Annotated in this window: 7 protein-coding genes; 6 read left to right on the top strand and 1 reads right to left on the bottom strand. The window is 48.0% G+C overall.

Translation table 11 applies throughout. From position 1 onward, the window contains the following. Positions 1 to 121: 121 nt before the first annotated feature. The 6 genes from ACFQ2O_RS17860 (at position 122) to ACFQ2O_RS17835 (ending at position 7,302) form a co-directional block, all read left to right on the top strand. Positions 122 to 976 carry an ABC transporter permease gene (locus ACFQ2O_RS17860; protein WP_377531014.1) on the top strand — a complete coding sequence of 285 codons (855 nt, stop codon included), beginning with the start codon at positions 122 to 124 and terminating at the stop codon, positions 974 to 976. A gap of 3 nt (positions 977 to 979) precedes the next feature. Next, entirely contained in the window at positions 980 to 2,269 is a 1,290-nt protein-coding gene (locus tag ACFQ2O_RS17855) for an ABC transporter ATP-binding protein (protein WP_377531010.1), read from the top strand. Positions 2,270 to 2,273: 4 nt separating this feature from the next. Beyond that, a complete protein-coding gene (locus tag ACFQ2O_RS17850) occupies positions 2,274 to 3,548 on the top strand; it encodes a glycosyltransferase family 2 protein (protein ID WP_377531007.1) in 1,275 nt (424 codons plus the stop codon). 1 nt (position 3,549) lies between these two features. Continuing rightward, complete coding sequence (locus ACFQ2O_RS17845; protein ID WP_377531002.1) at positions 3,550 to 5,163, top strand: glycosyltransferase; 1,614 nt, start codon at positions 3,550 to 3,552, stop codon at positions 5,161 to 5,163. A 32-nt stretch (positions 5,164 to 5,195) separates the two neighbouring features. Continuing rightward, positions 5,196 to 6,182, top strand: a complete 987-nt coding sequence (locus ACFQ2O_RS17840) for a polysaccharide deacetylase family protein (protein WP_377530998.1) — start codon at positions 5,196 to 5,198, stop codon at positions 6,180 to 6,182. 79 nt (positions 6,183 to 6,261) lie between these two features. Then, on the top strand, positions 6,262 to 7,302 hold the full coding sequence (locus ACFQ2O_RS17835) for a glycosyltransferase family 2 protein (RefSeq protein WP_377530995.1): 1,041 nt from the start codon (positions 6,262 to 6,264) through the stop codon (positions 7,300 to 7,302). On the opposite strand, the gene ACFQ2O_RS17830 is transcribed toward ACFQ2O_RS17835, so the two are convergent. Beyond that, entirely contained in the window at positions 7,299 to 8,303 is a 1,005-nt protein-coding gene (locus ACFQ2O_RS17830) for a hypothetical protein (protein ID WP_377530992.1), read from the bottom strand. The two genes, ACFQ2O_RS17835 and ACFQ2O_RS17830, sit on opposite strands and share 4 nt — an antisense overlap. Positions 8,304 to 8,350: the final 47 nt, after the last annotated feature.

Here is an 8,350-nt window from a genome sequence, read left to right as displayed (position 1 = left end):
CTATATAATACTATATTACGTATAGATTACAAAGGAGTGTCAGCTAATTACATCTTCAAGTATAGCTTACCTACAACGCAGCAACAGTTTAATACCACAAACCCAGTTTTTGAGCTAATGCATGTCTACTTCTAAAGATAAGTGGGATTGGGAGATTACCAGCCAAACTAGTTACCTCGGAACTGGATTAGCAGAGCTATGGACTTTTCGCCACCTGCTGGGCGGGCTCGTTAAAAGAAACTTCCTGCTGCGTTACCAGCAAACCATACTAGGGCCATTCTGGATTTTGTTCCCGCCCCTGCTGACTCTTGCTACCTATGTTGTAGTGTTCGGAAAGTTGGTGGGCATAGCTACAGGCACGCTGCCGCCAGTGCTGTTCTATTTTTCAGGTATTATACTTTGGAGCTTCTTCAGTGATAGTTTTACAGGCACAGCTACCACCTTTCGCGATAATGCGCACCTATTCAGCAAAGTATACTTCCCCAGGATCATTATACCGCTTTCCATAATTCACACACAGTTGTACAACTTCCTGATCCAGTTTATACTTCTGCTGCTTCTAATCGCTTACTATAGCTTTTTCCGAGGGTTACACCTGCCGCTTGGGCTACATCTCCTGTGGTTCCCGGTGGTAATGCTTGCTACGGCACTACTGGCCTTGGGCATGGGGCTTTTTTTCTCCGTGCTTACAGCTAAGTACCGTGATATGGGCTACGTGATCAGCCTGGGCATACGTCTGTTTATGTATGTCACGCCTGTCATTTACCCGCTGGCAACGGTTTCGGAAAAGGTTCGGTGGGTCGTGCAGCTCAACCCATTGTCTCCTCTGTTTGAAGCTTTCCGGCTTTCTCTGCTAGGTGAAGGAACTGTTTCAGCTCCACAGCTGCTGTACAGCCTTCTCTTTACAACGGTGTTTTTCTGCGCTGCACTGCTGTTATTTAACAAGCAGGGAGATAAATTGATAGATGTAGTGTAAGCCATGGCAGAAAAAATCATTCAGGTAGAAGACATCTCCAAACTGTACCGCTTGGGAACTATCGGTACAGGGTCGTTTCGGCAGGACCTGCAGCGGTGGTGGAATATATACATTCAGGGTAAGAAAGATCCGTTTTTCCACCAGGAAGGCACCGCTTCCCCTGACGCTGGCACTGATCAGCTCTGGGCACTGCGCCATATCAATTTTGAGGTCATGCAGGGAGAGTCTATGGGCATTGTTGGCAGCAATGGCTCAGGAAAGTCAACGCTTTTAAAGATTATCTCTCGAATCGTGAAACCCACTAAAGGCACGGTCAGGGGCAGAGGCAAGATAAGCAGCCTGCTCGAGGTAGGGACTGGTTTTAACAAAGAGCTGACCGGCCGGGAGAATATTTACATAAGCGGCTACATACTTGGCATGGGTAAAGCTGAGGTGGCAGCCAAGTTCGATGAGATTGTGGCCTTTTCAGGCATAGAGGAGTTTATAGACACTCCGGTTAAACGTTACTCCTCGGGCATGTATGTGCGCCTGGCCTTTGCGGTGGCTGCTCACCTGGAGCCTGACATCCTGATTGTGGATGAAGTGCTGGCGGTAGGCGACGCTGACTTTCAGAAAAAATGCCTGGGTAAAATGCGGGAAGTTTCGCAGTCCGAAGGACGCACCATACTCTTTGTAAGCCACAACATGCAAGCCATTAACACCCTCTGCGACCGTGCTATCTGGTTAGATAAAGGTAAGATGCGGGAGATTGGCCCATCTTCCACTGTGGTTAACAAGTATATTGCGAGCCTCCAGAAATTCAAGCTCAACCAAACCTGGCGCACCCCCGACGAAGCCCCCGGAAACGATAAGATCCGCTTTAAGAAGGTTAGTATCACTCCACACCTGGAGCACTCAGACGGCATTATTGATGTGCGTACACCCCTCACCGTTACGTTTCAGTTCTGGAACATGCTGGAAGAGGTGAACATCAGCATAGGGCTGGTTCTGTTTTCCTACAGCGGCGACTGCATCTTTGATCTGCTCTCTCCGGCAACTGTCTGTCAGAAAGGTCTGGTGGAAGGCGAATGTACTATTCCGGGCAACTTCCTCAACGATGGTTCCTATTATATCAGCATTCATGTGGCGCGTGATGTTTCTATGCCGCTTTTCTATTTTGAAGAGTGCCTGGCTTTTGATGTGGAAGATTACCGCGGAGACATCATCTACTTTGAGAAATGGTGGGGGGCCGTTCGCCCTCAGTTCCCATTCCGCATAGAAAGCAAAGCGCTCACTTTACAATCAAGCAGATAGTATCATGCCACAGCACCCTACTTACCTTATCCACCACATCGCACTGGACCAGCAGTCTCCGCTGCCCCTGCCTTCCGCTAACAGGCACTCCGGCTATTATCTTGTTTTCTGGTGGAAAGATAGAGCCCTTGGGCATTTGTTTATAAAACCAGGGGAAGTGCTTACAGATGACGTTTACCTCACCAAACTTGCCGCAGCGATAGAGCCTGCCTTACGCCAATACATCGCTGCGCCACACGATAAGGAACCTAATATGTCCCTGCTCCAGCACAAGGAGTATAGCCAATGGGCCGAGTGGGCCAGGCAAAATCTGCAACCAGACAGTACCGAACAGTTGCCTGCCTCGGTTCCTGTATCTGTTATCATTTGCACCCGTAACCGGGCAGGGCAACTACAGGAATGCCTGCAAAACCTGCTTAGCTTAAGCTGTGTGCCACAAGAGATTTTGGTCATCGACAACGCCCCTATAGACGAGAGCACCTTTGAGGCAGCCAGTCTTTTTAAGCAGGTAACGTATGTCAGAGAGCATCGACCTGGCTTGGATATAGCCCGAAATACAGGACTGCAGCACGCTAAGTATGAACTTGTAGCCTATGTAGATGACGATGTAAGGGTGCATCCCACATGGGCATACTGGGTGTGGGATACGTTCCGGGATGCCTCCGTGGCCGCTATGACCGGACTTGTAATTGCCGCTAAACTGGAAACAAAAGCGCAGGTGAACTTTGAAAAGTACTGGAGCTTTAACCGGGGCTATGTAGATAAAACATATACACCAGACTTCATAGATGCCACAATGGCTATTGGTCCTCCGGTATGGGAAATTGGTGCCGGCGCCAATATGGCTTTCCGTAAGTCGGTTTTTGAGCAGGTGGGCTTATTTAATGAGCTGCTCGATGTAGGTGCAGCTGGTTGTAACGGTGATTCTGAGATGTGGCACAGGATTTTATCTGCGGGCCTGAATATCAAGTACAACCCAAGGGCTATCGTGTTTCATGAGCACCGAAGGGAGACAAAAGGCCTTAAGAAGCAGCTATTCTACTACATGCGCGGATTTACTGTAGCTGCCTTGCTGCAGCAGGAACGGCAGAAGCAAGCAGGTTATAAACAGCACCTGTTGCAGGTGTTACCAAAGTTTTACTTCAAACTCATCAAAGACGGATTCCCTAGATACACCTCCCGCACTTCTACCATTTGGGCAGAAATGCGGGGGATGGCCTCCGGGTTTATTTATTACAAAAGGCACCAGCGCCGCCTTTTCAAATCTTATAGGAACTAGTATGGCAGCGCGTACTCCACACCCGCTCGTTTCGGTGGTTATACCCTGTTATAACCACGGGCACCACCTGCAGGAGGCTCTGGATAGCGTGTTTCGCCAGACTTACCCTCACATCGAAATTATTGTGGTGGATGATGGCTCCACCGATGATACAAAGCAGGTCGCACAGAAGAACCACGGTGTCATTTATTATTATCAAGCCAACCACGGCCCATCCGCTGCCCGGAACAAAGGCATACGCTACAGCAAAGGAGAATTTTTGGTTTTTCTGGATGCAGACGATTACCTCTACGAGGAGGCTATTGCCACCAACCTGGCCTACCTGCAGCAACAAGAACAGCTGGCATTTGTGTCCGGTTGCCACGACAAAGTATACGACAAGGCCGGAAAGATAGTGCCGGAAGTAAGAAAAGTGCATCAGAATCACTACACGCACCTGCTGAAGGGGAATTACATTGGTATGCACGCTACCGTAATGTACAGGCGCCGGGTGCTGGAGGATTTCATGTTCGACTATACCCTAAGAGGCTGTGAAGAATACGACCTTTACCTCCGGATCGCTAGAAAGCACCCTGTTCTGCACCATACGGCCAAGGTGGCGGCTTACCGCCTTCACCATGCCAACACATCTAACAATGTGCCCCTGATGTTGCACACAGCTATGGAGGTACTTAAGCGCCAGGAAAACCAACTACAAACCACTGAAGAGATGAAGGCCTATACCGAAGGGCGAAAAGCCTGGCAGTACTACTATACCGAGCAGCTGCTGGCAAAGCTACAGAAGCAGAAGTCACTATCTATGTACGAGTACTACAACCTCCTCAGGTACGACCCCAGTCTCTCTCTCCGTAACACATTCAGTAGCACCAGCACCGTAACCATTATGAACCAGATGATCAAGTACATCCCTTCCAGCAGAATCCGGAACAAACTAAAGTTCATACTAGCGGGCACGGCCACTCCGCGCCCCGGCAAAGTAGCACTTGGCGATTTTAACCGGTACACACCTTTCAGTACCCAGTTTGGCTACGACCGGGGCGGACCTGTAGACCGATATTACATAGAAAACTTCCTGGAGCAAGAGGCAGATAGTGTAAAAGGCCGTGTACTGGAGATTGGGGACAACTCCTACACTGTGCGCTACGGAGGCGACAAAGTAACCCAAAGCGACATATTGCATGTAAACAACAGCAACCCTAAAGCCACTCTGATCGGCGACATCAGCAATGCCCCTCAGATACCTGATAATACTTTTGACTGCCTCATCCTGACGCAGACGCTGCACCTGATCTATGATTTTAAAGGAGCTCTGCACACGTGCTACCGCATACTTAAACCGGGAGGCACAATGCTGCTTACAGTGCCTTATATCACACCCATAGATTATGGGGAATGGGAGGATGTTTGGTACTGGTCTTTTACAGACAAAGCCCTGAAGCGCCTGATGCAGGAAACATTTCCGAAAAGCACTGCAGAAGTGACTCCCCACGGAAATGCTTTTACAGCGGCGGCTTTTCTTTATGGCATGGGCTTGCAGGAGGTTCCCCTGGACAAGCTTGTCTTTAACGACCCGCATTACCAGGTTACCATAACTGTAAAGGCTATTAAAAGTTGATTAAGCGCCTCTTACATAGTATAAGAAAAAGGTTGGAGCCTAAGGCATTGGTGCTCATGTACCATCGTGTGGCAAAGCTAGACCCGGATGTTTGGAACCTGGGCGTAAGTCCTGAACACTTTGAGGAGCAACTCCAACTACTAAGCAGCAAATGGCGGGTCATACCTTTGCCTGACCTTACAGATGACATCCTGGCTAACAGGCTGCGGAGGAATTGCATTGCCCTTTCTTTCGATGATGGCTATATCGACAACTTCCTGGAGGCAAAACCGCTTCTGGAGAAGTACAAACTACCTGCCACCTTTTTTGTGAGCTCTGGCAATATTGGGCAACAAACAGCATTTTGGTGGGACGTGCTGGAGCAGGTATTCCTGCATATGGAACCTCTCCCCCCAGCATTCAACATGCCGCTGAAGAACACCTTGATTTCAGTTGAGCTTACTGCGGAGCAGTACCTTACAGAAAGTATAAAGGAGCAACACCGGCAATGGAAAGCGTACGTGCAACCCCCACCTACAGCAAGAGCAAGGCTTTTCCTTAGAGTGTGGGAAGTGCTGCGCCCCCTGCCTCACAGCGAGCAGCAGGAGTGTTTGGGTATGATTATGGACTGGGCTGGCGCGGCGGCTAATAGTTGTTCTCATTGCCTTAGCCATAGTATGAGCCGGGAGCAGTTGCAGGAACTGAGTAACAACAGGCTGTTTTGTTTAGGAGGGCACAGTGTTTCGCACCCGGATCTTGCTGCCCATATCACACCTGTACAGCGGCAGGAGATACTGCAGAACAAGCAGTTTCTGGAGGAAGTGTCGCAAAAACAGGTACGTACGCTGGCTTATCCTTATGGCAGCTACAACTCAGAGACTATGGCAGTGGCTGCAGAAGCTGGTTTCACCGCTGCCTTCACTACAGACCAGAGGGTGATTACACCCGGCTCAGACCCTTTTCGGCTGGGCAGATTTTTGGTAGGTAACTGGCCAGCCGAAGAACTCCACCACCACATGAAGCAGTGGTTGAAAACTTGATAAAGTATGCGAATAAGGCTGCGGCTTTACATGAAGCTCAAGCATTTTGCATGAAACATCCTGAAGTTTAGTTTAAGTTATGAAACGTATTCCTACCTCTCCTCCGGTTATACCTCCTCTCGCACCGTCTGCCAGCCGCCCGATGTGGTCTGTCATGATACCTGTATACAATTGTTCAGAGTTTCTGGTGCATACTCTAAAGAGCGTTTTGGCCGAGAACGTACCTGCCTCACAAATGCAGATTGAGGTAATAGACGATGCCAGCACCGATGCCGACGTGGAGAAACTGGTACTAGAGCTCGGAGAGGGAAGAGTGAACTATTACCGGCAACCGCAGAACGTGGGCAGCCTCCGAAACTTTGAAACCTGCCTTAACAGAGCCAAAGGGCACCTGGTGCATATCTTGCACGGGGATGACCGTGTTCGACCCGGCTATTACACTACCATGCAGCAGCTGTTCAAAGACTTTCCTGAGGCTGGCGCTGCTTTTTGCCGCCACTTCAACATAAACGAGCATAACGATATCATCTCCAAGCATGTGAAAGATGATGACTCACAGTGGGAGATACTTGACAACTGGCTTCTTCGAATCAGCGAAAAACAGCAAATACAGTACGCTACCATTACTGTTAAACGGGAAGTCTACGAGAAACTTGGCGGTTTTTACGGCATCACTTACGGGGAGGATTGGGAGATGTGGGTACGCATTGCCAAGCATTACCCGGTTGCTTTTACATCTCGGGTGCTAGCCGAGTACAGAAAACATTCTGCCTCTATTTCAGGGGTAAAATTTTATACAGGAGAGTACTTGGAGGATGTTAACAAGCTATTCCAGATGATACAAAAGCACCTGCCACCGGAGCACAGAAAACGTGTATTGAAGCGTGCACAGAAAAACTTTGCCAACTACGGCATGAGAATAGCGCATGTGCTTTGGGAGAAAACAGGAAATAAGCAGTATGCAGAGGCAAATCTAACAAAAGCACTCAGGATGTACGTAGACACCCGAATATTTCTTAAAGCTGTAAGGCTCTGGGCTAAGATTGCACTTCATGACTTAAAAATAAGGCCCCATTTACCCGCCGAAAGCACAGCTAAAAACACTGACTCCAATATTTAATAATGTTGGTCCAGCAGCTCATGCACCTCGGCATCGTTCTTTGCATGGTATATTTCTGCGCCCGATAAGGCAGAAAAAACTGTATGAAACTCGTTGTACCTATGCTCGTAGCCTTGCTTGGATAAGATGATGTTTTTACCACCAAAGTAACTAGCCAAGGTAGCCGTTCCTCCGTGCACCGACAGAAAGCGATCGCAATTGGCATACAACATCAGTTGGAAGTGGTTATAGTTATTCACTAACCCCTCATTGGCTTGGTACAGATCTTCTGCTAAAATTACATCAGGATAATACTTTCGGATAAAAGCAGCTTCCTGCAGTTCCAGAATCTCGCTATTATCCATCACAATACAATCAGGCCCCGGACGGTTATAGACGATCTGATACTTTTCTCCAAATCTTGCTAGCACCTTGTCAAGCATAGAAATGCTAAAGAAGTTAACAGGAGCTTGCTTCCACTCTGTATTATACTTATTCGCGATAATTAACAGGGGTTTGCCGAACACAAAATGGCTATTTCTATATTGCTCCTTCAGCGGCACCTGTGCCCACTTATCAAAGGAGACGGTTGGGCAGTGAAACATGTTGGGAATTTCATAGCTATCTTTTAAGAGCCGATTAAGCCTTTTTTCATATTTCTCCTCATGATGATCACTGAAAAAGTACAGTTCCTTTGTGAATTTAGAAGAAACAGTTTTCCCTAAGGTACCATTCAAGTGGTGCCAATAAGCAAAAGGCAGCACGAAGGTCAACTCCTGCTGGAACTCCAGTTGGTAATCAATCTCCTTATACCTGCGCTTGAAAATATAGTCATCGAGAAGGTACTTGATCTGCCGCAGCCTTGCAAAGCCATTCTTACGAATAAAAAAAGCTGGTGTGCCAAACCTAAAGGGGCTCGTCAGCCTGCTTTTTAACCTTTGAAAAAAAGGAGCTTTGTTTTTTTCTAATGACGCTGTACACCTTCTACTACTATAACTGTCTACCCTGTTGATTACTTCCATATTCCCCTCAGATATGAATAATATATATTACTAACGATAAACGCTTT

This window comes from Pontibacter rugosus (assembly GCF_042678745.1).
GTDB lineage: Bacteria > Bacteroidota > Bacteroidia > Cytophagales > Hymenobacteraceae > Pontibacter > Pontibacter rugosus.
This window is presented reverse-complemented; position numbering and strand designations above follow the sequence as displayed.